The following is a 23,491-nucleotide window of genomic DNA, read 5'->3' on the forward strand; positions in this document are numbered from 1 at the left end:
GAACCCCAGGCAGGACACGTACGTATGCAGCGGGAAACTATGATCGAAGTCTATAAGACGACCTAAAAACTGTCAAACGAATGCACGAAAGCGGACCGGCGGAAGCAGTGGACAGACGCGTTCACCAAGGCAGTGCGCGCTAAGCCTAGTTGGAGGTAATGCGGCAATAGCCGCGGGAGAGATAGTGCAGACCGGACATGAGAGTCACCCCGCCCATGAGATACAGGAGCGGGTCGAGCGTGGCGAGATCGAGCCGGCGAGAGGCAAAGAAAATGATGGAGACCAGCGTCGCCAATTGGACCAATGTGGTGCCCTTCCCAAGCACAGTCGGCGAGATATCGACCTGGGTGTGGGTGAAATGGGCGACGGCCGCCCCCAGCATCAACATGAGATCGCGGCTGACCACTAGAATCGTCAGCCAGAGCGGAACCAGATGCATCACTGAGAGCGTGATGAACCCCGTCGTCAGCATGAGTTTATCCGCCAGAGGATCCAGGACTTCTCCGAGTCTGGTCCGCTGATCGGCCACACGCGCGATGATTCCATCGAGCGCATCCGTCAACCCGGCGATGAAGAGCGTCGCCAACGCGTAGTCGAATTGCTCATAGTTGAGCAACCCCACATACACCGGGATCAACAGGATGCGCAGCATCGTCAGACTGTTGGGAACGTTCATGTTCATCGAAACAGCTGGTGTTTGAATCGGCCCCTCGACTGGCGAACGATGTCACGCGAATCCCGCATCATAGAAACCCCTGGAGAACCTTGTCAACGACGGTTGCACTCCGGAAAGGAGGTCCCTATAATCGGGACCCGTAAGACGCTCCCGGCGGATGATGGACGGAGGTTTGTATGAGTGGACTTCCCCTCCTCTTTAAGAAAGAGGGCTTAATCGAACGGCATCAAGTCGAGGGGATCGACCCGAGCGACCGGTATTTTAATCGGGCGGTGCTCGTCAGTCGTGTAGCGGCGGGCTATACGGGAAAGGTCACCTATGAGGCGTACGCCGTCGAAGGCCCCGCGCACCCCACCACGAGTGCTGCCGTCAAGGCCGTCGTTGAGAAGCTCATGGGAGTCGGGTTTACCCGGTTGCGCACCCGTCTAAACTTCAAAGGCAACCGCTACCTGGCCGAAAAAGAAACCTGGACCGACTATCCGGACCTGCCAGCCTAGCCTCCCAGAAATTCCCGGCATATCAGATCGTGAATGAGCGGGCGGAAGGCCAGGATGCGCTCGTTCTTCCTCGTCGGATGCACCCGGTTCGAAAGCAACACCACTTCCAACTCTTTGACCGGATCGAGCCACAGCGAAGTCCCCGTGTACCCGAGATGCCCGAATGATTCCGGGGTAAAACGCGTTCCGGAAGAGGACGGCGCAGACGGCGTATCCCAACCCAAGGCCCAACTAGCACCCGATATTCCCTGCTGCCGGGTCGTAAACAGCCTGGCGAGTTCAGGATCTAACAATCCCGGCTTACCGTGCCAGCCATCCATCCACGCCTTCGCCACCGCGAGTACCGCGCGCGCCGTGCCGAACAACCCGGCATGACCGGCCACACCGCCCAGTGCGAAGGCATTCTCGTCGTGCACTTCGCCGCACAACATACGACCCCTCCAAGAATCGTCTTCGGTCGGGGCGATTGCAGGTGCCCCCAATGAGGCAGCAGGATTCGCATGCGACCCGCGCGGGAGGTACGCAAGCGGCTGGGCCTCAAGCGAACGATAGATCTGGTTCTTGCAAAATTGGTCCAGCGACTCACCGGCCAGCCGCTCCACCGCCCATCCCAGCAGCATGAACCCCAGGTCGCTATAGAGACTGCGCGAACCCCGCTCGTAGACCAACTCCTCCTGCGCCATGTAGCCCAGCACCGCCTCACGCGCCGCCGTACGTCCCGGAAATCCGGACCGTCCTGCCTCAAGCGACGCCAGCCGCTCGTAATAGGGACGCCAACCGGGAAGCCCCGAGCTATGGGTGAGCAGTTGCCGGATAGAGGCCGCCCCCGCGGCACTGCCCTGCAGTTCATTGAGGATATGATCGATCCGGTCTTCCAGCACCAGTCGGCCGCGTTGCGTCAGCAACAGCAACGCCGTGGTGGTCGCCAGCACCTTGGTCAGAGAGGCCAGGTCGTAGCAGGTATGACTCGTCACCGCTTCGCCCGGACTCTGCGACGACAGGCGGCCGGCGGCGCCTTCATAGACGAACGCCCCGCGCAATCGGACGGCCAACACCGCACCGGGAAACGTGCCGTCATCGACCGCTGCCTGCAACGCGGCCTGAATGGGATGTGGTGTCGCCATCAATATACGCCTACAAGAGGTTTACGGAGAGAAGGAGGGAATGGACGGGTAAAGCCCCCTGGCAGCCCCGCCCGAGGCGGAAGAGAAAATCGAAGGGGCGCAGGACCCTCAACGCGCGGTGCTTGATTCGCCGGTTAGCTTACCTTCGACAGAGGCTGCATCCGACTGGTAGGCATCGCTTTCTTCCACTTCCAACATGCGCTCGAACGAGCGCAGGGTCGAACGGAATCGCTCCACCATCATCAGACGTTGTTTCTGGAGATCTGCGAGACCACGTTGCATCTCGGAGAGACTCACCCGGGCCTGCCGGATAATTTCACTCGCCTTCAGTTCGGCTTCTTTGACGATCAAATCGGACTCGCGCTGCGCAGACCGTTTCACATCCTCGGCCAGCGTCTGGGCGGAAACCAGAGTATTCGACAACGTCGTTTCCGTGCGTCGCAGGTCGGTGACCTGCTGCTCGGTTGCAGTCAACTTTTCACGAAGCGCGCTGTTCTCTCGATTCAAGTTCTCAACGGTCAATGCCAGCTCCTCGAGGAACCGGTTCACTTCGTCCCGGTCATAACCCCGGAACTTGACCTGGAAGACCATCTGCTGAATGTCGATGGGAGTGATTTTCATGCGACACCTCTTGCCCGACGGTTAATGCATCCGCACGGCGAAATCCCGTAACGATTGAACCACGGCATATTGCAAAAAGACAAGGATCAGAATCGCGATCATCGGCGACAGATCCATGCCCATGCGCCATCCGACCAGCCGACGGATCGGCGTGAGCACCGGCTCCGTCGCGCGCTCCAAAAACTGCACGATCGGGTTCCACGGGTCCGGATTGACCCACGAAATCAACGCGCGGGCGATGATGACCCACATGTACAGCCACAAGACCGTATCCAGCACCGTGGCCGTTCCTTGCAGCACATTGCTCAAGACAAACATCAGCGTCCCAACTCCTGTGAACGTTTCGTGGCCGCTTCGACGGCCGCCATCAGACAGCTCCGCAGCCCTCCAGCCTCCAGCTGGTACAACCCGGCGATCGTGGTACCTCCCGGCGACGCCACCTGATCCTTCAACCGGGCCGGATGTTCTCCGCGCTCCAAAACCATTCTTGCGGCACCTAAAACCGTCTGCGCGGCCAGGAGTTCAGCGGTCGCACGCGGCAATCCCATCCGGACGCCGCCGTCGGCCAAGGCTTCAATGGCGACGAATACATAGGCAGGGCCGCTTCCGCTCAGGCCGGTCACGGCATCCATGAGTCGTTCCTCAACCGAGACGACCGACCCGACCGCCTCAAACAATGTCCGCACCGCGACCAGATCGTCAGATCGGAGGTCGGGCGGACTGGTCAACGCCGTCACTCCTTCCCGCACCAAAGCCGGCGTGTTAGGCATCGCCCGGATGATGCCTCTGGGCGTCACGATCCGCTCGCTGATCCAGGCGGTCGTCACACCGGCGGCAATGGAAACCACCAATTTCCCGGCACAGGCCTGCCCCGCATCACTGAGCACCGCCGGCATCGCCTGCGGTTTCACTGCCAGGACCACCAGATCGGCCTCCCGAACAGCCTTCGCATTCTCATCGCCGACACGAATGCCGAACCGCGATTTCAATACATCGCGACGCGCGGCGACCGGGTCCGTCGCGCAAATCGATGCCGGCTCACAGGCACCCGCAGCCAGGAGTCCGCCGATCAGCGCCTCCGCCATTTGCCCACCGCCGAGGAATGCAATCGGTTGTGTCAGCATCGGTTTACTCACCTCGCGCTCCGAAAATCGCCGTTCCGACTCGCACGTACGTCGCCCCTTCCTCGATGGCAACGGGATAGTCGTGCGACATGCCCATCGAGAGCTCCTGCATATTAATGTTCCTGTACCCCCGCGCTGTCAATGCCTGAGCGAGGGTCCGGAGTTGTCGAAAGTAGGGACGCGCGTCTTCAGCCGTCGGAGTGGGTGGGGGAATGGCCATGAGGCCGCGAATATCCAGATGTTCGAGCCCGTTCAGGGATTCCAGGGCCGCCACCAGTGTCGTGGGCTCAAATCCTCCCTTGCTGGCTTCTCCACCAAGATTTACTTCCAACAGAACACGTTGCCGCAGCCGTGCAACCTTCGCCTGCCGGTCGATCTCTTCCGCCAGGGCAAGGCTGTCCACGGAATGAATCGTCTCAAATCGCCCGACGACCGACTTCACCTTGCGCCGTTGGAGGGTCCCGATAAAGTGCCACACGACCCCTTCGCGCTCCAACGCGTCGATTTTCGGCAAGGCTTCCTGAACGCGATTCTCTCCCAGGTGCCGAAGGCCCGCGTCCACCGCCTGACGCAGCCGTTCAACGGACACGGTCTTGGACGCGGCAATGAGACGAACAGAGCCTGGCAGGCGCCCCGCACGAGCGGTCGCACGTTGTATTTCGTCGAGCACTGATCGAACCCGACCCGCAATCGTCCCCAGGTCTGCATTCATCCTGCCGCCCTGCAGCTTGCTCCATGTTCTCTGTCACCCCATGTCGCCCCTGAGCAGGTGATTCGAGAAGTACCGGATATCACATCGATCGGGTATCGATCTCAAACCGACCGTCTGGGCACGAGGGCAATCCCGCTGACCATCGTGGCCTTCACCACCCCGTCGCGACGATAACTATAAAACCGCTCGGGCTGACAGATGGTACAGGCATCGACCGTTGCGACCCGCTCTGCGGCCAGTCCGTCAGCCAGCGCTTGCCGGCGCACAAAGGCGCGCAGATCCAGATGCGCCTTCTGGCTGCTCACCGGTTTCACGACTGATTGCCATTCGGGAAAAACCTCCCGCAGTCGCGCAAGGACCGGCTCATCCACTTCGTAACAGCAGGGACCGGCAGAAGGACCGATCGCCATCTGCAGCCGATCCACAGTCGCCCCGAACCGGCTCACCATCAAGGCCACCGTCTTCGGCACAATACCGGCCACCGCACCTCGCCAGCCTGCATGGATCGCCGCAACCACTCGTCGCTCTGGATCGTGCAGCAGCACCGGCACACAATCCGCGGTCCGCACAGTGACCATCACGCCGGGCTGGTCAGTCACTAACGCGTCCCAGCCTCCTTCGAAGGCGTCGCCCTGCTCGACCGGCCGATCGACGATCAGCGCATCCGTCCCGTGAACCTGTTTGACGGACAGGATCACGCTCGCGCCTCGTTCGCGATGCGGAGCCCCTGGCACAGCGGCACGACCCGGCGTCACCGAGACGGACGACAACCGGGTGCCGAAAAAATGTTCCACCCCATCCGTGGCCGTCGTAAACGACGGCGCCGTGATGATCTCTGACGCCATCCCGATTTCAATCCTCGCAGTGACCGATACCGCTTCGTGCTCAGTCGGCCTGCTTGCGCAGAAACGTCGGCACATCCCATTCATCGTCGCCGACCACCGCGATCCGCTCCACGGCTTCGCGGGTCTCGCCCATGCGGCGAAGGAAGGTCGGACGATCCAAGTCCTTATGGGGGCGATCCGATCCTGTCGCATGCACGCCGGTCAGCACCTGTTGCGCCGGGCGGCCGTTGGGAGTCCGTGCCGCAGGGCGTTCCGCCGCGACGGCCGGTCGCGCAGTCGCTTGTTCTTCGCGCTCGAAGCCGGTCGCAATCACGGTCACGATCAGATCATCGCCGATCTCAGGATTGATGACCTGTCCGACGATGATGTTCGCTTCGGCATCCGCCGCATGCTGAACGATCGAGGCCGCTTCTTCCACTTCATGCAGCGACATATTCGGGCCGCCCGTGATATTCAGCAGCACTCCACGGGCACCTTCGACACTGCCCTCTTCCAACAAGGGACTGCAAATCGCCTTCTGCGCCGCTTCCTGCGCCCGGTTGGCGCCGCGTCCGATGCCCATACCCATGACTGCGCGTCCCGTGTGCGCCATGATCGTCCGCACATCGGCGAAATCGACGTTGACCAACCCGATGGTCGTAATCACGTCCGCAATGCCCTGGATCGCCTGACGCAGCACATCGTCCGCCACCTTGAACGCATCCAGCAACGGGGTGGCCTTGTCCACGATTCCCAGCAACCGTTGATTCGGGATAATCAGGAGCGTATCGACATGCCTCCCGAGATCGCGAATGCCTTCCTCGGCGTGGCTCATCCGCCGGTGTCCTTCATACTGGAAGGGCTTGGTCACAACTGCGACGGTCAGGATGCCCAGTTCACGCGCGATACTGGCCACGATCGGAGCCGCGCCTGTCCCGGTGCCGCCGCCCATTCCGGCGGTGACAAACACCATGTCGGCGCCGACCAGACTCTCGCGAATCTCGTCTTTGCTTTCCAACGCGGCGTCGCGTCCCACTTCAGGCTTGGCACCGGCGCCGAGGCCGCGAGTCCGCTCCGGCCCGATCTGAATCTTATACGACGCCTGAGACCGCTCGAGCGCCTGCACATCCGTATTCGCGGCCACGAAATCGACCCGGCACAATCCGCCGGTGATCATCGTATTGACGGCGTTGCACCCCGCTCCTCCGACACCGATCACTTTGATGCGAACGGGCGATTGCGGCTCCTCTTGAAATGAAAACATCGTGGCACCTCCCTTGACGATGGCGCGGACGTGGTCTTAAGCCGTCCGCAAAAGTTAGAAAAACTCGAACATCCACGATCGCATGCGATCGAACACTTTCCCCAACCCTTTGCCGTGACGGATGCCGGCAGCCTCCAAGTTGTCGGCATGTTGACGTGCATGCAACAACAGCCCGACACCGGTCGCGTGCATCGGGTTGCTGACGATATCGCGCAGCCCACCGATGCCCGTCGGCATGCCGCGTCGAGCGGGCAGATTCAGCCCTCGCTCCGCAGCATCCGGCATCCCTTCCAATAATGAGGTCCCGCCCGTGATCACCACGCCGGCACCGAGCATGCCTTCATAGCCGGCTCGTACGATTTCGCGTTTCACCAGATCGAACATTTCCTCGACGCGCGGCTCGAGAATCTCCGCGATATCACGGCGCGTGAATTGCCGCGGCGGCCGATCGCCGACCGACGGCACTTCCACCATTTGATGCCCATGCACCAGCTCTGTGCGGGCAATGCCATGCTGCACTTTGATTTTCTCGGCGTCGGTTTGCGAGGTGAGCAGACCGATAGCCAGATCTTTGGTCAAATTCTGGCCGCCGATCGGGAGCACCGCCGTGTGGCGGATGCTGCCGTCGAGGAAGATCGCCAGGTCGGTCGTGCCGCCGCCCAGATCCACCATGGCGACTCCCAACTCCCGCTCTTCGGCGCTCAGGACGGCTTCGCTTGACGCGAGGGGCTGCAGGATAATGTCCACGACGTCGAGCCCGGCCCGGTTCACACTCTTGATGATGTTTTGCGCCGACGTTACCGCGCCGGTGATGACATGGACGTTGACCTCCAGCCGGTTGCCGGACATGCCCAGGGGCTCGCGCACGCCTTCCTGATCGTCGACCATGAATTCGCGCGGTAACACGTGCAAGATGCGGCGCTCGTGAGGAATCACGGCAAGAGTTCGCGCACTCTCCACCGCACGGCTGATGTCGTCGCGCGTGACTTCCTGTTTCTTGAGGGCCACGACGCCCTTGAGGTTTTCTCCTGAGATATGACTACCGGCGATGCCCGTATAGACCGAATTGATCTGCACGGCCGCCATGAGCTCCGCTTCCTCAACCGCCTTCTTGATCGACTCCACCGTACTCTCGATATTGACCACCACACCCTTGCGAAGCCCGCGCGAGGGGCAGGAGCCGACGCCGATGATATTCAGCGGGCCCTCCTCCGGCACTTCGGCGACAATCGCACAGATCTTGGTGGTCCCGATGTCGAGTCCGACCAGGATATGATCCCGCTTAGACACTCGGCTCACCCCCTTCCCCGAACAATGACGCGGTCGGCAAAGCGAAGATCGATTTCATTCGCCCTGGCGCCCTCGCCGTCAAAGGCCACATCACGCAGTGCGGGCCGCATTTTGAGAAACCGGTACCATTGCTGATTCATCGACGACTCACTGAATTGAAACGTCACACCCTGAACCTCGACTACCAGATTATTGAGATTCCCCACATTGATATCCGGCCGTCCTCCGGTCGTCTGTCCGACCATGCGGGCCAGAGCCGCGCCGACCTGCACGGGGCGACGATCGTCCGGTTTTCCCTGCACCAGCCGCTTGCCGTCGACACCGGACAACATCGGTAGGGTCGGATCATCCGCCGACCCGAGATGCGCCAGCAAGAACCCGTCCGAATCGGCCAGGAGATTCTCCGACAGCGTGCGTACCACGACCGCAGGTTCCCGCTCAACGATGTCGATATGAATTTCATGTAAGGGCTTCAGCACCACCGTCGCATCCTTGATCCAGGGATGGGTCTTGATCCGGTCGGCCAACCAGGACGGGTTAATGGAGTAGAGCGCGGTATCAGGCTTCAACGCCAATCTCCCGATCACTTCTTTCCTCGTCACATGGTGCAACCCGCTCACCGACACGGAGCGCACCAGAAACCATTCCCGCGTCAGAGGTCCCACTTCCCGCGCCAGGACGAACAACCCGGAACAACCGCCGACCAGCACAGTCACCGTGGCCACCACCCGCAAGGTAATCAGCAGGCCCCGCCCCAGCCTGGACCAATACCCGCCCGTCTCACCGGTCCGATGGCGGCCCAGCGCGGATTCCGAACGGGCATTCGCCCGCGGGTTCACTTTCACCGGGCGTACCTTGCGCCACCGCAGCGACATCGCTACCTCACGGCTCGAAATGATCCGATTCCGGCCCGCCCGAGCGCGGACTGGAGAATTCGCTCCGTCAATACGTCGTACGACAATCCGGCCTTCCCCGCCGCCATCGGCAGCAGACTCGTCTCCGTCATTCCCGGCACGGTGTTGATCTCAAGCACAAACGGCTTGCCCTTGGGCGTGATACGGAAATCAACCCGGGCCGCCCCGCTGCATCCCAAGGCCTGATAGGTCCGGATCGCCAGTTGCTTGATCTGCCGAGTGACTGCGGCCGGGAGCGGCGCCGGGCACAGGTACTGGGTTCGACCTTTCTCATACTTGGCCGAGAAGTCATAAAATCCATCCGGCGCCACGATCTCCACGGCCGGCAACCCGGTCACCACTCCGTCGGGGCCGCCCAGAAGCGACACCGTGACCTCATGTCCAGGGATAAACGCCTCGACCATCGCTTCTTCGTCATACCGGTGCGCCGTGCGAAGAGCTTCCTTCCATTGCGACGGCTTCCGGACAATGGTCACTCCGATCGTGGATCCCTGGCTCGCCGGCTTCACGACCACCGGCAACTTCAACTTACAGGTGCTCAGCACTCGATTCAGACTGGGAGCCGTGCCGCGAAGCACCACCGTCCCGCGCGGGACCGGAATGCCCTGAGCGGCCAATTCCGTCTTGGTCACCACCTTATGCATCCCGATGGCGCTGGCCCGGACACCGGATCCCGTATAGGGGATGCCGAGGGTTTCCAAAAACCCCTGGATCGCGCCGTCTTCGCCTCCCGGTCCGTGCAGCGCCAGAAACCCGATCTCAACCGCCTGCTCCTGCAGCGTCTTGGACAGATCCGGGCCGACATCGATGGCCACTGCGTCGTAGCCGCTTCGCACCAGCGAGCGATACACAGCCTCGCCGGTCTTCAGCGATACTTCCCGTTCAGACGATTGACCGCCCATCAGGACTCCGATTTTTGAACGTGTCAGCGGCTTCCGTTCCGTCACATCCACTCCCTTCATCGATCCGCGTCAGGCCTCACCGACCACCTTCAGTTCCAATTCCAGCTTCACGCCCGACACCTTTTTCACGGCCGCGCGAACCTTCTTGATCAAGGCCAGCACATCGGCCGCGCGCGCATGGCCGACGTTCACCATAAAATTCGCGTGCTTGTCCGAGACCTGTGCATCTCCGATGCGGGCCCCCTTCAGGCCCGCCGCGTCCACCAGGCGACCGGCGGAGTCCTGCGGAGGGTTCTTAAACACGCACCCGGCGCTCGGCAAGGTGAGCGGCTGGGTCTGCTTGCGATATTGCAGATAGTCCTTCACTGTCTTTTCAATCCGGTCGTGATCGCCGGGCCTCAACTGCACCCAGACTCCCGCCACGATGCCGCGCGGCAGATGCGCCCGTCGATAACTGAACGGAATATCCGCGGCGGGAATATCCACCACCCGGCCGCGAGGATCTACCATCCGGACGGCCTTGACGGAATCCTTCATTTCACCCAGGCGTGTGCCTGCATTCATCACGACGCACCCCGCCACGGTCCCGGGAATCCCGGCGCCCCATTCCAAACCGGCGAGTGACCGGCGAATGGCATATCCGATCAACGTCGGCATGCCCACGCCCCCTTCTGCATAGAGCACCTGGTCCGGTTCCTGGCGGATGGCTTTGAATTGCCGCAGGCTAACCACGATCCCGCGGATGCCCCCGTCACGAACGAGCAGATTGGTCCCGCCCACCACAAAGACCGGAACGTGTTCCGCGCGAGCCTGTGCCACCACCCGGCAAAGGTCCTCCACATCGGCCGGCTCCACCAGGACTTCCGCCGGGCCACCGATGCGGAATGAAGTATAGGCCTGCAGCGAGGCCTCGTACGTGACCGTTCCACGAACCCCTTCAAGAATACGCGCCCAGTCTTTCCTGGTTCTTGCCGCATGATCTTTGCCCGCCGCACGTGACACGGTTGTTCGCCTCGTCGCCCTCTACGCCGGCAATCGCTCAAGAATCGCCAATCCCGCTTTCCAGATATCCCCTGCGCCGAGGGTAATCACGAGATCCCCGGATTTCAGGGTCGGCAGCACCTGCTCCGCCAGGGTGTCCTTGCGCTCCACGAAGGTGGCCGAAGGATGCCCGGCCGCCTGCACCGCCTCCACCAGCTTCGCGCCGGACACGCCGGGAATGGGCTGTTCACCCGCCGCATAAATTTCCGTCATGAAGAGCGCATCCGCCTGGTCGAACGCATGGGCGAATTCCTGCATCAGATCGCGAGAACGGCTGTAGCGATGGGGCTGGAACAACACGACCACGCGTCGATCCCACCCCTGCTTCGCGGCCGCGATCGTGGCCCGTACCTCGGTCGGATGATGCCCATAATCGTCCACCACCATGATGCCGGACTTCTCCCCGCGCAGGTGGAACCGTCGCTCCACCCCGCTGAACGCCGCGAGGCCTTTCCGAATGAGATCGACCGGAATATCCAACTCCATGCCGATGGCGATCGCGACCAGTGAATTCGACACATTGTGAATGCCGGGAATGGACAACCTGAACGGGCCGAGGTTGCGTCCGCGGAAAAACACCCGGAACTCCGACCCCCATTGCCGCAAGCTGATGTCGGTGGCGCGAAAGTCGGGCACATGGCCGGGGTGTTCGTGCAGGCCGAAAGTCTGATAACGCTTCACCACGCGCGGCAACAGACTTCGCAGCCGTTCATCGTCGGAGCACAACACGGCCAAGCCGTAGAACGGCACCTTGTTCACGAATTCCAGAAAACTGTCGTTCAACTTTTCCATGGTCCCGTAGTGGTCCAGGTGCTCGCGGTCGATATTGGTGACGGCGGCAATGGTCGGGGCGAGTCGCAGAAACGACCCGTCGCTTTCATCCGCTTCCGCAATGAGCAAATCGCCGCGCCCCAGCCGCGCATGGCTCCCCAGCGCATTTACCTTGCCCCCGATCACCATGGTGGGATCCAATCCGCCTTGCGCGAGCACATTGGCCACCATCGAGGTCGTCGTCGTCTTCCCATGGGCGCCGGCGATCGCGACGCCGAACTTGAGCCGCATCAGCTCCGCCAACATCTCCGCACGCGGGATGACCGGAATCTGCCGGGCTTTTGCCGCGACCACTTCGGGATTAGCGGCGGCCACTGCGGAGGAGATCACCACGACCTGCGCCTCCCCGATATTGGACTCGTGATGACCGATCGCGATGCGCCCCCCTAATTCCTCAAGCCGGCGCGTCGTTTCCGACTGACTGAGATCCGATCCACTCACCTTATACCCGAGCGTCAACAACACCTCGGCGATCCCGCTCATCCCGGATCCGCCGATGCCCACCAGGTGAATATGTTGTGTCTTTCTAAACATCGCCGTCCGCCTTAGCTCCTGTCCTCGAAATGATCGCTGCCCACTGCTCCGGTCCTGTTGCTGTGTCTCCCGCTCTCGTTGTTCATAGGGCGCGAGCGCTGTCGCTGGCCTCATGGCGCCTCCTTATGACGTCGTAACACTCACGAACGATGGTTTCTGCCGCATCGCTGCGTCGCATATTCCAACTCTGTTCACTCATAGTCTGAAGCCGATGCGGCTCCTTCAAAATCTGCAAGACGGTTTGCGCCAGTCCAGGCCCGTTCAATTCTGCTTGCGGCAGGAGCACTGCGCCGCCCGCCTTCGCCATCACCTCGGCATTCCGCAGTTGATGGTTGTAGATGGCCGTCGGCAGCGGAATCAAAATCGCCGCCTTTCCGCAGACCGTCAATTCGGCAATCGTCATGGCTCCGGCCCTTGCCACTACAAGATCCGCGCCTCGCAGCACCGTGGGCATGTCGTAGAGAAAGGGCACGACCTGCGCGGGCATTCCAGCCTGTTCATACGCGGCCACGACTCTGGCGTGATCCGCCTCGCCGGTTTGATGAGTGATGGTAAGCTGGTCCTTCATGGCGCGAAGCAACGGCAAGGCCTCAATCACCGCCGAATTGATGGCCTTCGCTCCCTGACTGCCGCCGAAGACCAACAGGTGTCGAGTGGTGCGTTCCTCTGCCCGGCTCGCTGCCGGACCGGCAGCGTCTAGAAACGCCTGCCGAACCGGTGTGCCCACCACGCTGGTTTTGCATCGATCGAAAAATGTCACCGTCGATTCGAAGGCCAGGAACACCCGCTGCACGAACGGCGCCACCGCCTTGTTCGCCATGCCGGGATAGGCGTTCGGCTCGAGAATCACACCGGGGATCCGTCGCAGAAACGCCGCCAGGAGCATCGCCGGACTGGTGTACCCGCCCACGCCGAACACGAGATCCGCACTCTGCTTCTTGAGGATGCTCATCGATTGCCACAGACTCTTCGGCAAGGTGACCAGGGCCTTCAGGACCTCAAGCGGACTTTTTCCCATCAGAGGATTGGCATCGATGCACTGCAAGGGAAAGCCTTCGTGGGCCAGCACTTTGCGCTCGATTCCACGCGTGGTGCCGACAAACAGAATCCTGGTGGATGGATCGCGCCGTAAAAATTCCCGTGCGACGGCGATCGCCGGATAGAGATGGCCTCCCGTTCCACCGGCAGCGATGACCACGTTCATTCCGTCACCACGCCGCGCTTGCGCACCACCCGCGGCCCACTGCTGTCCTGCCCGCCCTGCCGGTCGCGTGAAATGTTCAATAGAATTCCCACGCCGAACAAATTGGCCAACAATGATGAGCCGCCGTAGCTGACAAAGGGCAGGGTCAAGCCTTTGGTCGGCAGCAGTCCGGTGACCACTCCGACATTGACCAAGGCCTGCATGCCGACAAGGAGCGTGATGCCCATGGCCAGATGCCGACCGAACGGGTTCCGGGCACGTCCCGCGATCTGAAAGCCCTTGATGACGAACAGCCCGAACAGCAACACGATGGTCACGGTGCCCATCAGCCCCAATTCTTCGCCGACCAGAGCCAGCACAAAGTCGGTATGCGCCTCCGGCAAGAAAAACAACTTCTGTTTCCCTTCGCCCAGCCCCACACCGAACGGGCCGCCGCTGCCGAACGCCAGAAAGGACTGATGGATTTGATATCCGGAGCCGGTCGGATCCTTGGCCCCGTACAGATACTCGATCACGCGTCGACGCCGATAAGGAGACCCCAGGATTAAGGCCGCCACCGTCGGCAGCGCACAGAGCGCCAGGAGGCCCAGGTGTTTGATTCGCGCCCCTGCCAGAAACAGCATCGTCACGACCACCAGGCCCATCACCACGACCGTCCCCAGATCGGGCTCCAGCAAAACCAAGCCGCTCAGCAATCCCAACACGATCAGCGGCGGTAAGAGGCCTCGAGAAAAATTGGTGATCTGATCCTGCTTCTTGGTCAGGTAGGCCGCGATGTATATGGCCACCGCGTACTTTGCCAGCTCGGCCGGCTGAATGTTGAGCGGACCGAGGTGCAACCACCGCCGCGCCCCCTTGGCCACGCTGCCGAGCGACGGAACGAGTACCAACACCAGCAACACCGTCGTCCCGAACAGCAGCGGAATCGCCAGCTTCTTCCATATGCTGTAGTCGATCTTCGAAATGAGATGCATCACCAGGAGGCCGGCGCCCAGCCAGGCCAACTGACGCTTCAGGAAATACCAGGGGTCGTGAAACCGATTCCCCGCCACCACCGCGCTGGCACTGAACACCATGACCACTCCCACCAGGGCAAGAATGAGCGTCACGGCCAGCAGGGCCGGATCGACCGGCACGCGTTTGGTCGCCCGCTGGGTCGAGGTCGACCAGGGCAACATCAGTGTTCCGAGCGCATGCTGTGCCATCGATCAGCTGTCGTTCCTCCCACACGGCTCCCGCTTTACGCCGGCAGCCCTTGTACCAGGGCCTTAAACTGCCGGCCCCGGTCTTGATAATCCGCAAACATGTCGAAACTGGCGCAGGCCGGCGAGAGTAAGACCACCTCACCGGGCTGCGCCTCGCGAGCAGCAAGCTCCACGGCGTCGCGGAGGGTCGCTGCAGGACGACACCGGTCAAAATCTCCCATCGCATCCTGGATACGGCCGGCTGCCTCTCCGATCAAAATCAGCCCTTTCACTCGTTCCCGTATCGCGCCTTCGAGGCGGGAAAAGTCGCCGCCCTTGTCGCGGCCGCCGGCAATTAACCAAATCGGCTGGTCTATTCCTTCAAGCGCCTTCAACACCGCATCGACATTGGTGCCCTTGGAGTCGTTCACGAAGCGAACCCCGCGACGCTCACGTACCACCTCCAAGGCATGTTCCAGCCCGGGGAAGGATCGCAGCACGGCGCGAATGGCCTCGATCGGACAACCGCAGAGCAGACCATACGTCACCGCCGCCATCACATTTTCGACGTTATGGAGGCCGATCAGCCGCATGTCGCTCCGGCGGCAGATTTCCTCCCGCCGTCCGCGAACCGTCGTCACAATCAGGTCGCCGTCAAGCACCGTCGCCCCCGCCACACCCGACACCGTGGCTCCGCTACGGCTGAAGCCCAGGACGGTACCCTTGGTGCGCCCGCGCAGCGCGGCCACACGCGCATCATCGAGATTGAACAGCGAATAGTCGCCGGCCGTTTGGTTGGCGAAGATGTTCGCCTTGGCCGCCACATAGTCCTCCACCGAGGCATAGCGGTCCATATGATCTAAGGTCACATTCAAGATCGAGGCAATCCAGGGATGGAACTGCTCCATCGTCTCAAGTTGGAAACTGGAGACTTCCAGCACCACATACTCATAGGGTGCGACCGTCCCCGCCTTCGCCTGCACCGAGGCCAAGGCCGCCTCGCTGGCGGCAATTCCCAGATTGCCCCCGACAAAAGCGCGCTTGCCGCTCTCCTGCAGAAACTTGCCGATCAGCGTCACCGTCGTGCTCTTCCCGTTGGTCCCGGTCACGGCCACCACCGGTGCCGTCAAAAAGCGGGAGGCCAATTCCAGCTCCCCGATGACCCGGACCCCGCGGGCCCTCACCCGATTGAGCGCATCGAGTTGAGTCGGCACACCCGGGCTGATCACGACAAGATCGGCCCCTTCGAGGGCGGACTCATACTGCGCCCCCACCTTCACCGCGATGCTCGTCCGGTCCACCTGCGACAGGATGGCGGTCAGTTCATGCGCTTCCTTCCGGTCGGCCAGGGTGACCCGAGCCCCGAGATGGCTCAACAGGCGCGCCGCGCCCACTCCGCTTCGGGCTAGTCCGACCACCGTGACTTGAAGATCTTTGACGTTCACTGCTGTTCGCCTACCGTAATTTGAGCGTGCTCAAGCTGAGCAACGCCAGCAAAATGGCAATGATCCACAGACGCACCACGACCTTCGGCTCGTCCCAACCCTTCATCTCGAAGTGATGGTGAATGGGCGCCATATTGAAGATACGTTTTCCCCGGAGCTTATAGGACCCCACTTGCAGGATGACCGACAAGGCTTCAATGACGAAGACGCCGCCGACCAACAGCAGCAGCAGTTCATGCTTGCTGATCACGGCCACGGTGCCGAGTGCCGCCCCCAACGGAAGCGAGCCCACATCGCCCATGAAGACGGAGGCCGGATAGGTGTTGAACCACAAAAAGCCCAGACTCGATCCCAAAATGGCTCCGGTAAAGATGGCGATTTCTCCCGCACCTTCGATGTAGGGGATAAGCAAATATTCGGCCATCACACGGTTCCCGGTCACATAAGCCACGATCGTATAGGCCAGTGAGGCGATCATGACCGGACCGATCGCCAGCCCATCAAGCCCGTCCGTCAAATTGACGGCGTTGGAGCTGCCGACAATGACAAGAATGACGAACACAATGTAGAACCAGCCGAGGTCGGGCGTGAAAAATTTAAAGAACGGCACGCTGAGTTTCGTCGTATAGCTGGGCAAGGTGTAGAGAAACACACCGATGGTCAGCGCGACCAGAATCTGGCAGGTGAATTTTTGTGCCGCCGAGAGGCCTTTCGATTGGCGCTTGATGAACTTGAGATAGTCATCTGCGAACCCGATCGCGCCGAAGCCCACCGTCGCCACCACGACCAACCACACATACCGGTTGGTCATATCGGCCCACAGCAGGGTGGATAAGACCACTGCGAAGATAATGAGAATTCCGCCCATGGTCGGGGTGCCGCTCTTGGCCAAATGCCGCTTCGGCCCATCGTCGCGAATCTGCTGCCCGAGCTTAATCTCCTGCAGCTTGCGGATCACCCAGGGAGCCATCACAAAGGCGATCAGAAACGCCGTGACCGCCGCATAGATAATCCGGAAGCTCTGATATCGAAAGACGTTCAGGAATGAAAACTGTGTGTGAAGGGGGTATAGCCAGTTGTATAACATCCTACGGCATCTTTGCCCGCCATGGATCGGCGGGCCCTAAAGTTCCTCTGTATGTGCCTGTCGACTAGCAGGCCTTTCGTGCGACCCGTCGCATTCCCGTCACGGCTTCCACGACCTGTTCCATGCGCATACCCCGCGAAGCCTTGACCAGCACCACGTCGCCTTGCCGAACCATCCGCGCCAGGGCCGCGGCTGCCGCCGGCGCATCGGGCAATTCCGTGATGTGGTCGGACGCCATCCCGGCCTGCCGGGCGCCTTCGGCCAACTCTCGGCCCAATACGCCGCAAGCCAGCAGATGTCCGATCCCTTGCGAGGCCAGAAACGCCCCCACTTCCCGATGCATCCGCTTGCTGTCCGTGCCCAGCTCCAGCATGTCGCCCAGCGCCGCAATCGACCGTTTTCCCCGGCCGAGCTCCGCCAGCAGTTGGACGGCCGCTTTCATCGAGGCCGGATTCGCGTTGTAGCAATCGTTGATCACCTGCACCCCGTGGGAGAGGCTGATCTGCGATCTCATCGCGGCCGGACGAAACTTCGCCAGCCCCTCGGCGATGGCCGTTCCCGATAACCCCAACGCATACCCGACCGCAGCCGCCGCGAGGGCATTGCTCACATTGTGTTGCCCCTGCGTCCGGATGCGAATTTCCGTCTGACGACTCTTTCCCGGCACCACCAGGCCGAACACCGTTCCGCCTTTTTCATCGACCCGGATATTGGCCGCGCGAATGGCGGCTTTGGGAGACACCCCAAAGGCCACGACCCGGCACTGCGCACGGGCCGCAAGATAGTCAAAATATTCATCGTCGGCGTTCAACACCACCGCTCCGTCCTGAGGCAAATGGTCGAGCAACTCAGCCTTGGCCTGCGCGGACCCTTCCATACTGCCGAAAAACTCCAAATGGTCCGGGCCGATGTTGGTGATCACGCCGATCGTCGGCCTCGCGATTTCGCATAGCCGGGTGGTCTGCCCCTGCTGATCCACCCCCATTTCAATGACGGCAGCCTGATGGCGAGGCGCCAATTGAAACAGGGTCTGCGGGACGCCGATTCGATTATTGAGATTGCCCTCGGTCTTGAGCGTTTTCCAGCGCTGTGCCACCACCTGGGCGACCATTTCTTTCGTCGTCGTCTTGCCGTTGCTCCCCGTAATGGCAATGACCGGGATGGGAAACCGGTTGCGATAGTGCGTGGCCAGGCGTTGGTAGGCCTCAAGCGTATCTCTTACCCCGAGCAGCATGGGCACGCCGGCACGTTTCGGCGCCGGAGGTAAGCGATAGTCCGCCTGCACGATGGCACAGACCGCCCCCTGGGCCAACACCTTCGGCACGAAGGTATGCGCGTCAAACCGCTCGCCCTGGAAGGCGATGAAGAGATCGCCTTTGCGCACCACCCGCGAATCGGTCACCACACGACGAATGCGTTGTTTCAAATCCTGAGGCGTGACGCCGGCCGGCGGCCTGACACTCAAGACCTCGCAGATTTCCTCGACCGTAAACAGCGCCATCACACCGCGATTCCCATGCTCCCGCATGCGTTTCCTCGCTCAGGCTCAGGCTCCGGATCGGAGCGCCTCGATCGTGGCGCGCGCGACTTCCCGATCGTCGAAGTGATGTTTCGTGGTTCCCACGATCTGGTAATCTTCGTGCCCCTTCCCCGCGATCAACACCATATCCCCCGGCTTCGCCTCACGAATGGCAGCCTCGATGGCCTCCCCACGATCCGCAACCATGCGATACCGCACATGACCCCGGTCCGCCAGCGCTTCTTTGACTCCGACCTCGACCTCGCGCAGGATCGCCGCAGGATCTTCGGTACGCGGGTTATCCGATGTCAGGATCACCACATCACTATACTGCACGGCGGCCCGCCCCATTTTAGGGCGCTTGGTCCGGTCACGGTCCCCGCCGCACCCGAAGACAGTGATGATGCGCCCCGTGCGAAGCGCCTGGGCTGCGGTCAACAACCGAACCAGCGCGTCTTCGGTATGCGCATAGTCCACCACCACGGAAAAGTTCTGACCGGCTTCGACGAGTTCGAATCGCCCCGGCACGTTCGTGACCGTCTCGACGGCAGATCGGACTTGATCGAGCGTCAGCCCTTCATGCAACACCACTCCGATGGCAGCCAGAAGGTTCGAGACATTGTGCTCTCCGACCAGACGGCTCTTGATCTGGCAGATTCCGACAGGACTGCGCAACGTAAAACTGGTGCCGGCCGGCGAGAGGCTCACGCCCTCGGCGTAAATATCGGCCTCCCGGTGCAAGCCGTAGGTCCAGACCGGAACGGTGCAAGCCGCACGAATCCGCGCGCCCCATGGATCGTCCACATTGATGATTGCGCGCTTCCGCTGCTTCACCGCGCCCGCCTTTCCCAACTCGACAAAAAGTTTCAGCTTCGCCTGGAAATACCGTTCCATGTCGAGATGAAAGTCGAGGTGGTCCTGCGTGAGATTCGTAAAGACGGCGACGTCGAACTCGGATCCGGCCGTCCGATCCAAGGCCAGCGCATGCGACGAGACCTCCATCACCACCGTATCCAACCTTGCATCGCGCATTCGTGCAAATAATTTCTGTAACTCCAACGCGCCCGGCGTCGTGTGCGATGCCGGAATCGACTCCTTCCCGACGAGATAAGCGACCGTCCCGATGAGGCCGACCCGGCGCTGTGCGGCCTCCAGCATGGTCTTGACGACATAGGTCGTGGTGGTCTTTCCATTGGTACCCGTCACGCCGATCATCCGTAACGAGGATGACGGATCTCCGTAGAACCGGCTGCCGAGAATCCCGAGCGCGGCGCGCGAGTCCTCCACACGGACGCAGGGAATCGCACCGACATTGTCGTTTCGTTGCACCACGACAGCCGCCGCGCCTGCAGCAACCACCCGGTCCATAAACTGATGACCATCGACGCGCTCCCCAGGCACAGCGACGAAGAGCGACCCGGGGCCCACGGTTCGGGAATCATCAGTCAGGTCGGCAATGGTCACGCGCTGGTCTCCGTTCCGTTCCAGCACTCCGAGGCGCCCGTGTATCGGACTGATCAATTCATCGAGTGTCATATCAGGATTCAAGGCCGGCCATCGCCAGCTTGACCGGTTCGTCCACCGCCACACCCAGATAATTCAGCACCTGCTCGCCGACCCGACGGAATACCGGGGCCGCTACGACGCCCCCCCAACCCTCGCCGCGAGGTTCGTCGATCACGACGATCATCGCCAACCGCGGATCTTCCGCCGGCACATACCCGAGAAACGACCCGACCAGCAGCGTGGAAGAGTAGGCGCCGGTGCGGGGATCCACTTTTTGTGCCGTACCGGTCTTACCGGCCACCCGGAATCCGGGGATCGCTGCTTTCCCTCCGGTGCCGTTCGTCACCACACCCTCGAGCAGCGTCGTCAACGTCCTGGCCGTATCAGCGGAGATGACCCGCCGTTTCGCTTGCGGCATGGTTTGCGCCACCAACTGTCCCTTCGCATTACGGATCTCGGAGACCACGTGAGGCTTCATCAACACGCCCCCGTTTGCAATGGCTGAGATGGCGGTCACCATCTGCAGCGGCGTCACGCCGACCTCCTGCCCCATCGAAATCGAAGCCAGGGAACGCTTGCCCCACTGGCGCGGTCCTCGCAGCAATCCGGCCGTTTCACCCGGCAAATCAATGCCGGTCTTGTCGCCGAACCCGAACTCCTTGAGGTAGTCGAAGACCCGCCATTCACCCAAGGCCATGCCGACCTTCGCCGCGCCGATATTGCTCGATTTCTGGATCATCTGCGCAAAGGTCATCCAACCGGATTTTTCGTGATCGTGAATCACGGTATTAGCGATTGAGAATTGCCCGTTCTCTCCATAGATCATGCTCCCGGGCGTCATCACCTTCTCCTCAAGCGCCGCCGCCGCAATCACCGTCTTCATGGTGGACCCGGGCTCATAGGTATCCGTCAACGCGCGATTGCGCCACCGGTCCGGGGCCAGCGCTCCGACCGTGTTGGGGTCGAATCGCGGACTGACCGCCATGGCCAACACGGCCCCGGTTTTCGGGTCCATCACAATGATCGTGCCTGATTTGGCATTGGATCGGCTCACGGCCTCATCCAGCTCTTTCTCCGCGATGTACTGAATCACTTCATCCACAGTGAGGGTCAGGCTGTGCCCGGCCGCTGCGCCTTCCTCATTGAGCCCTTTCGGAAATACGGCACGCCCCAAGGCATCGCGCTGCAAGACCACCGCCCGCTTCTCGCCACGCAGGTACTGCTCATATCGCAGCTCCACCCCTTCCAATCCACGATCATCCATGCCGGCAAATCCCAGCACGTGCGACAGCAGCGGCCCCTTGGGATAGAAGCGGCGCCCTTCCATCACAACTCCGACGCCATCGAGGGCCAGGCGCTCAAGCCGCCGCCCCTGCTCCGGTTCCAACTTGCGCGCCAGCCACACAAAGTGTTTTTCCTGCTTCAGTTTTTTTTCGAGCTCCGTCGCCTTAACGTGCAAGATCGGCGAGAGGTTACGCGCAGTGACGCCCGGATTCCCGAGAGAAGCCGGAACGCCGAATACGGACGGCACATCCATATTCATCGCCAATACTTTACTGTTTCGATCGTAGATCGTCCCGCGCGCGCCTTCCAGCGTGACATTTTTCTGATGCTGCCGATCGGCCTTCACGGTCAGCTCCGCCGACTGCATCACCTGGAGATTCACCAGACGGACAATGACCAGCGCGAACGCGACCCCCAGCCCGCAGGCCACTACAATACGACGACTGCGAAAAGGGGTCGAAGCCACTATCGCGCTCTCCGCGTGACGATGTTTTTGGCGATCCGCACCTCACCCTCCGCCACGACCGGATTCGCCGGCGCTTCCGGCTCGATGTTGATGACGACGACCTGGCCCTTTTCCGGCTGCATCATCCCCAACTTGTCGCTAGCCAGACGCGCAATCCGCTCAGGTGCCGTGAGGCCGGAGAGCTTCACGCGTAATTCATCGCGCTCGCGCTCGAGGAGGACCTTCTGCGCCTTCAGCCGTTCGATGTGGTAGCCGATGCGGACGATGTCCACCCGCTCCCACACAAAGAGCAACACCAGCGATGTGACCGCGGCAAATGCGACGGCTTTCATTTCACATACTCCTTGGAGATCCGCTCCACGACTCGCAACTTTGCGCTCCGTGACCGCGGGTTTCGGCTACGCTCGTTTTCCGAGGCGATGACCGGTTTTTTCGTCAACACCCTCACCGACGCTTCGGGGCCGTTCGCCAGCGCCCGAAACGTATGCTTCACGATCCTGTCTTCGAGCGAATGAAACGAGACGGCACAGACACGCCCGCCCGGCGCCAGAATGTCCACCGCATCACGGAGCGCCGGCTCTAACACGTCCAACTCACGATTCACGGCAATTCGCAACGCCTGAAAGGTGCGTGTGGCACAATGAATGCGTCCGTGCCGATACGAAGCCGGCACCGCGCGCTCCACCACCGCCGCCAACTGCCAGGTTGTTCCGATCACCCCCTGCATCCGGGCCTGCACGATCGCGCGGGCAATTCGGCGCGAGTATCGCTCCTCACCAAGCTGATAGATCAGATCGGCCAACTCGGTCTCGGGCAGATCACGAACCAGATCCGCAGCCGTGCGTCCTTCGCGCTGATCCATGCGCATATCCAGCGGGCCGTCTTCCCGAAAACTGAAACCTCGCTCCGCACGATCGAGCTGGGGCGAGGAGACACCCAGATCGAAAATCACGCCATCCACGCGCGACACCCCGCTCCCACCGATCAACGCTTTCAGGTCGCAGAAATTTCCATGTCGGAAATGCACTCGATGCGCGACCTCTCGCAGACGCATTTGTGACTCCGCGAGCGCCGCAGCATCGCGATCAATTCCCACAAGGATGCCATCTGGAGCGGAGCGATCGAGGAGGCGAGCAGCGAGCCCTGCATATCCAAGAGTGCAGTCCACGTAAACACCACCTGGTTTACACTGCAACCAGAACAAGATCTCTTCGACTAAAACCGGCTCATGGGAATCGCGAGCAGAATCTATTTCCATTTCCACCCACTTCACCCCACTCATTGGGTGGAGTATACACCCAACCAAATGGCTGTCAACAGAATTAACCCCTATTTATCAAGAATATTGTTCAGTTTAGACACATGTCTAATTTGGCCGGAATTTGCGGGAAAGTTATCCACATTTGTGGATAAGTCTGTGGGAAACTCGCCCACCTTGAAAT

General features: G+C 61.2%; 23 protein-coding genes. 1 reads left to right on the plus strand and 22 read right to left on the minus strand.

Features of this window, described 5'->3' with window-relative positions; translation table 11 throughout:
• Positions 1–145 precede the first annotated feature (145 nt).
• Positions 146–682: a CDP-alcohol phosphatidyltransferase family protein gene (locus H8K11_13500; protein MCS6264764.1), complete on the minus strand. Its 537-nt coding sequence runs from the start codon at positions 680–682 to the stop codon at positions 146–148.
• A gap of 170 nt (positions 683–852) precedes the next feature.
• On the opposite strand from H8K11_13500, the gene H8K11_13505 reads away from it, so the two are divergent.
• Positions 853–1,173 carry a hypothetical protein gene (locus tag H8K11_13505; GenBank protein ID MCS6264765.1) on the plus strand — a complete coding sequence of 107 codons (321 nt, stop codon included), beginning with the start codon at positions 853–855 and terminating at the stop codon, positions 1,171–1,173.
• Here the strand turns inward: H8K11_13505 and H8K11_13510 are convergent.
• From H8K11_13510 to rsmH, 21 genes are all read right to left on the minus strand, one after another.
• The gene (locus tag H8K11_13510; GenBank protein MCS6264766.1) at positions 1,170–2,297 is read right to left on the minus strand and encodes a serine hydrolase; all 1,128 of its coding nucleotides are present in this window, start codon (positions 2,295–2,297) and stop codon (positions 1,170–1,172) included. The genes H8K11_13505 and H8K11_13510 overlap by 4 nt on opposite strands.
• A gap of 108 nt (positions 2,298–2,405) precedes the next feature.
• Positions 2,406–2,918, minus strand: a complete 513-nt coding sequence (locus H8K11_13515; GenBank protein ID MCS6264767.1) for a DivIVA domain-containing protein — start codon at positions 2,916–2,918, stop codon at positions 2,406–2,408.
• 21 nt (positions 2,919–2,939) lie between these two features.
• Positions 2,940–3,236, minus strand: coding sequence for a YggT family protein (locus tag H8K11_13520; GenBank protein MCS6264768.1), 297 nt, complete (start codon positions 3,234–3,236; stop codon positions 2,940–2,942).
• Positions 3,236–4,042, minus strand: coding sequence for a pyrroline-5-carboxylate reductase (gene proC / locus H8K11_13525; GenBank protein ID MCS6264769.1), 807 nt, complete (start codon positions 4,040–4,042; stop codon positions 3,236–3,238). Before proC ends, H8K11_13520 begins: the two co-directional genes overlap by 1 nt.
• Before the next feature lie 4 nt (positions 4,043–4,046).
• A complete protein-coding gene (locus H8K11_13530; protein ID MCS6264770.1) occupies positions 4,047–4,754 on the minus strand; it encodes a YggS family pyridoxal phosphate-dependent enzyme in 708 nt (235 codons plus the stop codon).
• 101 nt (positions 4,755–4,855) lie between these two features.
• Positions 4,856–5,599, minus strand: coding sequence for a peptidoglycan editing factor PgeF (gene pgeF / locus H8K11_13535; GenBank protein ID MCS6264771.1), 744 nt, complete (start codon positions 5,597–5,599; stop codon positions 4,856–4,858).
• Positions 5,600–5,639: 40 nt separating this feature from the next.
• Positions 5,640–6,842: a cell division protein FtsZ gene (gene ftsZ / locus H8K11_13540; GenBank protein MCS6264772.1), complete on the minus strand. Its 1,203-nt coding sequence runs from the start codon at positions 6,840–6,842 to the stop codon at positions 5,640–5,642.
• Between the two features lie 54 nt (positions 6,843–6,896).
• Complete coding sequence (ftsA, locus tag H8K11_13545; GenBank protein ID MCS6264773.1) at positions 6,897–8,132, minus strand: cell division protein FtsA; 1,236 nt, start codon at positions 8,130–8,132, stop codon at positions 6,897–6,899.
• Between the two features lie 5 nt (positions 8,133–8,137).
• Positions 8,138–9,007 carry an FtsQ-type POTRA domain-containing protein gene (locus tag H8K11_13550; protein ID MCS6264774.1) on the minus strand — a complete coding sequence of 290 codons (870 nt, stop codon included), beginning with the start codon at positions 9,005–9,007 and terminating at the stop codon, positions 8,138–8,140.
• 2 nt (positions 9,008–9,009) lie between these two features.
• Positions 9,010–10,008: a D-alanine--D-alanine ligase gene (locus H8K11_13555; GenBank protein MCS6264775.1), complete on the minus strand. Its 999-nt coding sequence runs from the start codon at positions 10,006–10,008 to the stop codon at positions 9,010–9,012.
• A gap of 9 nt (positions 10,009–10,017) precedes the next feature.
• Complete coding sequence (gene murB / locus H8K11_13560; protein MCS6264776.1) at positions 10,018–10,950, minus strand: UDP-N-acetylmuramate dehydrogenase; 933 nt, start codon at positions 10,948–10,950, stop codon at positions 10,018–10,020.
• A gap of 21 nt (positions 10,951–10,971) precedes the next feature.
• Positions 10,972–12,354 carry a UDP-N-acetylmuramate--L-alanine ligase gene (locus H8K11_13565; GenBank protein ID MCS6264777.1) on the minus strand — a complete coding sequence of 461 codons (1,383 nt, stop codon included), beginning with the start codon at positions 12,352–12,354 and terminating at the stop codon, positions 10,972–10,974.
• An 82-nt stretch (positions 12,355–12,436) separates the two neighbouring features.
• Positions 12,437–13,558, minus strand: coding sequence for an undecaprenyldiphospho-muramoylpentapeptide beta-N-acetylglucosaminyltransferase (murG, locus tag H8K11_13570; GenBank protein MCS6264778.1), 1,122 nt, complete (start codon positions 13,556–13,558; stop codon positions 12,437–12,439).
• Complete coding sequence (gene ftsW / locus H8K11_13575) at positions 13,555–14,763, minus strand: putative lipid II flippase FtsW (protein ID MCS6264779.1); 1,209 nt, start codon at positions 14,761–14,763, stop codon at positions 13,555–13,557. The genes murG and ftsW overlap by 4 nt, the downstream gene beginning before the upstream one ends.
• Positions 14,764–14,798: 35 nt before the next feature.
• Positions 14,799–16,187 carry a UDP-N-acetylmuramoyl-L-alanine--D-glutamate ligase gene (gene murD / locus H8K11_13580; protein ID MCS6264780.1) on the minus strand — a complete coding sequence of 463 codons (1,389 nt, stop codon included), beginning with the start codon at positions 16,185–16,187 and terminating at the stop codon, positions 14,799–14,801.
• Between the two features lie 10 nt (positions 16,188–16,197).
• Positions 16,198–17,274 carry a phospho-N-acetylmuramoyl-pentapeptide-transferase gene (locus H8K11_13585; protein ID MCS6264781.1) on the minus strand — a complete coding sequence of 359 codons (1,077 nt, stop codon included), beginning with the start codon at positions 17,272–17,274 and terminating at the stop codon, positions 16,198–16,200.
• Between the two features lie 64 nt (positions 17,275–17,338).
• The gene (gene murF / locus H8K11_13590; GenBank protein MCS6264782.1) at positions 17,339–18,802 is read right to left on the minus strand and encodes a UDP-N-acetylmuramoyl-tripeptide--D-alanyl-D-alanine ligase; all 1,464 of its coding nucleotides are present in this window, start codon (positions 18,800–18,802) and stop codon (positions 17,339–17,341) included.
• A gap of 18 nt (positions 18,803–18,820) precedes the next feature.
• On the minus strand, positions 18,821–20,329 hold the full coding sequence (locus H8K11_13595; GenBank protein ID MCS6264783.1) for a UDP-N-acetylmuramoyl-L-alanyl-D-glutamate--2,6-diaminopimelate ligase: 1,509 nt from the start codon (positions 20,327–20,329) through the stop codon (positions 18,821–18,823).
• A 1-nt stretch (position 20,330) separates the two neighbouring features.
• A complete protein-coding gene (locus H8K11_13600; GenBank protein MCS6264784.1) occupies positions 20,331–22,049 on the minus strand; it encodes a penicillin-binding protein 2 in 1,719 nt (572 codons plus the stop codon).
• The gene (locus H8K11_13605; GenBank protein ID MCS6264785.1) at positions 22,049–22,381 is read right to left on the minus strand and encodes a cell division protein FtsL; all 333 of its coding nucleotides are present in this window, start codon (positions 22,379–22,381) and stop codon (positions 22,049–22,051) included. Before H8K11_13605 ends, H8K11_13600 begins: the two co-directional genes overlap by 1 nt.
• Positions 22,378–23,307 (minus strand): 16S rRNA (cytosine(1402)-N(4))-methyltransferase RsmH, encoded by a 930-nt coding sequence (rsmH, locus tag H8K11_13610; protein ID MCS6264786.1) that lies wholly within the window; start codon positions 23,305–23,307, stop codon positions 22,378–22,380. Before rsmH ends, H8K11_13605 begins: the two co-directional genes overlap by 4 nt.
• Positions 23,308–23,491: the final 184 nt, after the last annotated feature.

This window comes from Nitrospira sp. (genome assembly GCA_024998565.1).
Classification (GTDB): domain Bacteria; phylum Nitrospirota; class Nitrospiria; order Nitrospirales; family Nitrospiraceae; genus Nitrospira_A.

Excerpts from the sequence above, each read along its gene's own strand:
- H8K11_13500 (MCS6264764.1), bottom strand. The coding sequence starts at position 682 with ATGAACATGAACGTTCCCAACAGTCTGACGATGCTGCGCATCCTGTTG.
- H8K11_13505 (MCS6264765.1), top strand. The coding sequence starts at position 853 with ATGAGTGGACTTCCCCTCCTCTTTAAGAAAGAGGGCTTAATCGAACGG.
- H8K11_13510 (MCS6264766.1), bottom strand. The coding sequence starts at position 2,297 with ATGGCGACACCACATCCCATTCAGGCCGCGTTGCAGGCAGCGGTCGAT.
- H8K11_13515 (MCS6264767.1), bottom strand. The coding sequence starts at position 2,918 with ATGAAAATCACTCCCATCGACATTCAGCAGATGGTCTTCCAGGTCAAG.
- H8K11_13520 (MCS6264768.1), bottom strand. The coding sequence starts at position 3,236 with ATGTTTGTCTTGAGCAATGTGCTGCAAGGAACGGCCACGGTGCTGGAT.
- proC (MCS6264769.1), bottom strand. The coding sequence starts at position 4,042 with ATGCTGACACAACCGATTGCATTCCTCGGCGGTGGGCAAATGGCGGAG.
- H8K11_13530 (MCS6264770.1), bottom strand. The coding sequence starts at position 4,754 with ATGAATGCAGACCTGGGGACGATTGCGGGTCGGGTTCGATCAGTGCTC.
- pgeF (MCS6264771.1), bottom strand. The coding sequence starts at position 5,599 with ATGGCGTCAGAGATCATCACGGCGCCGTCGTTTACGACGGCCACGGAT.
- ftsZ (MCS6264772.1), bottom strand. The coding sequence starts at position 6,842 with ATGTTTTCATTTCAAGAGGAGCCGCAATCGCCCGTTCGCATCAAAGTG.
- H8K11_13550 (MCS6264774.1), bottom strand. The coding sequence starts at position 9,007 with ATGTCGCTGCGGTGGCGCAAGGTACGCCCGGTGAAAGTGAACCCGCGG.
- H8K11_13555 (MCS6264775.1), bottom strand. The coding sequence starts at position 10,008 with ATGAAGGGAGTGGATGTGACGGAACGGAAGCCGCTGACACGTTCAAAA.
- H8K11_13565 (MCS6264777.1), bottom strand. The coding sequence starts at position 12,354 with ATGTTTAGAAAGACACAACATATTCACCTGGTGGGCATCGGCGGATCC.
- murG (MCS6264778.1), bottom strand. The coding sequence starts at position 13,558 with ATGAACGTGGTCATCGCTGCCGGTGGAACGGGAGGCCATCTCTATCCG.
- ftsW (MCS6264779.1), bottom strand. The coding sequence starts at position 14,763 with ATGGCACAGCATGCGCTCGGAACACTGATGTTGCCCTGGTCGACCTCG.
- H8K11_13585 (MCS6264781.1), bottom strand. The coding sequence starts at position 17,274 with ATGTTATACAACTGGCTATACCCCCTTCACACACAGTTTTCATTCCTG.
- murF (MCS6264782.1), bottom strand. The coding sequence starts at position 18,802 with ATGCGGGAGCATGGGAATCGCGGTGTGATGGCGCTGTTTACGGTCGAG.
- H8K11_13595 (MCS6264783.1), bottom strand. The coding sequence starts at position 20,329 with ATGACACTCGATGAATTGATCAGTCCGATACACGGGCGCCTCGGAGTG.
- H8K11_13605 (MCS6264785.1), bottom strand. The coding sequence starts at position 22,381 with ATGAAAGCCGTCGCATTTGCCGCGGTCACATCGCTGGTGTTGCTCTTT.
- rsmH (MCS6264786.1), bottom strand. The coding sequence starts at position 23,307 with ATGGAAATAGATTCTGCTCGCGATTCCCATGAGCCGGTTTTAGTCGAA.